Genomic DNA, 3153 nt, shown 5'->3' with positions numbered 1-3153 from the left:
ACTTATTATTAAATAAAGATGACATTTGGTACCTTTGTTATATAGTGCATTGCGTTAAAACCATGAAACATGGCAACTTAAACAAGGAGATAAACTATGTTTACATTATTAGTACGTAATTTATTCGGAAGTAATAAACCTATTACTTACTTATCTTTAATAGAAAAAGCAAAAGCAGATTATAGTTTTTATACAAAATTAGCATCAGGAAGTTTTCTTGCAGGAATTAAGTAGTTTTTTTTCATCTAGTAGTTGGCTAAGCAAAATACCTTTAATAACGGGGGCTGTTTTTGGTACTAGTTATGGGGCAAAAGGTATTATGGATAGTAATGAACAAATAAAGCTTTTTACTAAAGCTCATGAAGCAACTAAGGTTGAAGAGTATTTGGCTATTTCGAGGTTAGGAAGTTTTGTATACGGTACTGCTATAGATAAAAATGGTATAGATAAATTTACCGGTAAATATATTGAAGGAATAAACGGTAAGATAATATCTAATGCAATAACTCGTGTGCCAATCTTAAGTTTGGCGGAAGACGGCGTTGGTTACAAACATAGTGGTGGTTATGAAATAGTAGAATCAACAGATCGTGCATTATATCAGGAAATACCTGGCGTGAAAGGACAATATACAAATAAATTAGTTCTAGATACTAGTATTCTTTCTTTACGTGATTGTATTATTCAGCAGCTAATACAAAATGGCTATTCAAGTGAAGATATTAAAAAAGCTTTAAGTTTAGAAACTGTTGAAAAGAGAGAAAGTTACAAAAATAAGCAATTAGCAGAATACAAGCCAAATTTGACAAGTAAGTTATGGCATGGTACAGAGAAAGCTATACAAAATAAAGAAGTAGAACTTTCAAAAGAAATACAGAAATATGCTGAAATAAATGAAGCTTATGAAGCATTATTTAATTATCATACTTCTAGTACTAGCGAAGAACAAGAAGAGCAGTTTTATAGCCTTGATTATAATAATCTTAATGATGATCAAACTCAAATCTTAGGAGATGAAGGATATATATCTGATATTGCCTAGTAACTAAATACAAAATTTTCTAGAGAGTAAGGTTGTAGATATATAACCTTACTCTTTTTTATTTAATAACCTCTTTAGCTCTCTTTTCAAAAGCCACAATCATTTTTTCTGTTGCTTTGGTAAAATAAGTGCCGATTAATTTATCCAGTATTACGGACTTCATTTTAAAATCAATAAAGAATTTTAATTCAGTTCCTGCTGTGCATGGAACAAATTGCCAAGTACTTTTTAAATATTCAAAAGGTCCTGAAATAGCTACCGTATTAATCAAATATATTCCATCACCTGTTATTTCGCTTGTAACCCGTGAGTTATATTTTTCTGAAAAGCCTTTTAACTGAATTACTAATTCGGCAATAACCTCTTGATTATTTTCTGAAATGATTCTAGCGGCGGCACACCAAGGCAAGAATTTAGGATAAGACTCTACATCCCACACCAAATCAAACAATTTCTGCGGCTGGTAAGGTAAAACCTTAATTTGCTCAAATGATGGCATAATATTAGAAATCCGTGACTTTACCTTTATGTTGCCAATCGCCGTATCTTGTCGGTTCTAGACCTTTAACACCGCCAATTTCTTTTTCTTTTGGCAAATTTTCTTCTTCTTATATATTATTATCTTTTTTATAGTCCATAGTACTAAATATATGAAATATAATCGTATTTATATTAATAGTCGTTTAGCTGAAAATAGCAAGCTAGAATTAGCAGGTGATCATGTTCATTATGTTAAAACGGTGCTACGTCTTAAAGTAAATGATGGCTTGCGTATCTTTAACGGTATGGATGGAGAATTTTTAGCACAAATTACCGATATAGGTAAGCATAACTTATCGGTTAGGCTTAAAGAACAGTTAAAAAAGCCTTATACAGAATCTACTTTAATTCTTGCTATATCTATAATAAAGCAAGATAAATTAATGCTTGCAATAAATATGGCTACGCAACTCGGTATAACTAAAATTATTCCGTTAATTACTAGGCGATGTCAATTTAGATCGGTAAATATCGAACGTTTAACAAAATGTGTAATTGAGGCAACAGAGCAATCAGAACGTCTTACTCCCCCGATAATTGAAAAAGCTATCACAATACAAGATTATCTTAAAAAGAATAATAATTTGATGTTATATGCTAATGAACATGAAAAAGAAGAAAATTCTATATTACGAATTTTATCATCACTTAGTAATATATACTCTTGCGAAATGAAGAGGGGTTATACGAAGAACAACTTGGAAAAGAGCAAGGAGTCTGTAAGCCGAGGAGCGGAGCGTATACTAATACGTGAGCATCTGAGGACTTACAAAGACGACGTAGCCAATTTTTCAAGTTCATCGAGTATAACTATTATTGTAGGACCGGAGGGAGGCTTTACTAATGATGAGCTGGAACTTCTTGCCTCATATAAGAATACAAAATCTATAAGTTTAGGAAGTAATATATTACGTGCTGAAACAGCAGCAATAACTGCTATAGCACAGGTGAGGTTGTGGTGTGGATCAGTCTCAGTGGTCACCCCGTGGTTTGACCATGGGGTCTAGTTAAAAATACTAATAATATTAGTATTTTTAGTTATTTTCTGGATACCGTGGTCAAGCCACGGGATGACACCGAGTGGGTTTTTTGAGTCATAAAACAACATCTTTAGTTGGTTAGCTCATGACGAAAAGGCGTTTACTTCGCCTTTTCTATTCCGGGTTTACAAAATAGCTTACCTAAACAAAGGAAAGAATATACACCACAAAAGCCTATAATTATATAAAGTATGGTAACAATAATTGGAAATGAGCTAAATAAAAGTGTGACTAAATTAAATAATCCGACTAAGCCCCAATTTATAGCACCTATAGAAGATAATAAATGTATAGTAGTAATAAGCGGATTATTAGAAGTATTTATTAACATATTTAAGCTCCTTTTAGTTAAACGTAAAAGACCTTGTTGTGTGGCTCATACCTCTGTCATCCTGCGACTTAATCGGCGTTGTTGCATGGATCAAAAAACCTACTCGATGTCATCCCCGCATAGGCGGGGATCAGAAAAATAACTTCAAATCGATATAGAAGTAACCATTTGATAAAATAAACCTAAAAAACAAGTTTTTA

General features: G+C 32.4%; 3 protein-coding genes and 2 pseudogenes. 2 read left to right on the top strand and 3 right to left on the bottom strand.

The window, feature by feature from the left end:
- Positions 1-96: 96 nt before the first annotated feature.
- A pseudogene (locus REIS_RS09070) lies at positions 97-1042 on the top strand (hypothetical protein).
- Positions 1043-1100: 58 nt separating this feature from the next.
- On the opposite strand, the gene REIS_RS09065 reads toward REIS_RS09070, so the two are convergent.
- On the bottom strand, positions 1101-1541 hold the full coding sequence (locus REIS_RS09065) for a type II toxin-antitoxin system RatA family toxin (RefSeq protein WP_008581260.1): 441 nt from the start codon (positions 1539-1541) through the stop codon (positions 1101-1103).
- Positions 1542-1545: 4 nt separating this feature from the next.
- Positions 1546-1650: pseudogene (locus tag REIS_RS13450) on the bottom strand (DUF1674 domain-containing protein); the annotation flags it as partial.
- Positions 1651-1692: 42 nt separating this feature from the next.
- Here REIS_RS13450 and REIS_RS09060 point away from each other — a divergent pair.
- On the top strand, positions 1693-2589 hold the full coding sequence (locus REIS_RS09060; protein WP_008581253.1) for a 16S rRNA (uracil(1498)-N(3))-methyltransferase: 897 nt from the start codon (positions 1693-1695) through the stop codon (positions 2587-2589).
- Positions 2590-2722: 133 nt separating this feature from the next.
- On the opposite strand, the gene REIS_RS09055 is transcribed toward REIS_RS09060, so the two are convergent.
- Complete coding sequence (locus REIS_RS09055; protein WP_008581250.1) at positions 2723-2953, bottom strand: DUF378 domain-containing protein; 231 nt, start codon at positions 2951-2953, stop codon at positions 2723-2725.
- Positions 2954-3153: the final 200 nt, after the last annotated feature.

This window comes from Rickettsia endosymbiont of Ixodes scapularis, assembly GCF_000160735.1.
Lineage (GTDB): Bacteria > Pseudomonadota > Alphaproteobacteria > Rickettsiales > Rickettsiaceae > Rickettsia > Rickettsia tamurae.
This window is presented reverse-complemented; position numbering and strand designations above follow the sequence as displayed.

Bases quoted from the DNA above. Each gene is read 5' to 3' on its own strand.
- REIS_RS09055 (WP_008581250.1), bottom strand. From the start codon at position 2,953: ATGTTAATAAATACTTCTAATAATCCGCTTATTACTACTATACATTTA.
- REIS_RS09065 (WP_008581260.1), bottom strand. From the start codon at position 1,541: ATGCCATCATTTGAGCAAATTAAGGTTTTACCTTACCAGCCGCAGAAA.
- REIS_RS09060 (WP_008581253.1), top strand. From the start codon at position 1,693: ATGAAATATAATCGTATTTATATTAATAGTCGTTTAGCTGAAAATAGC.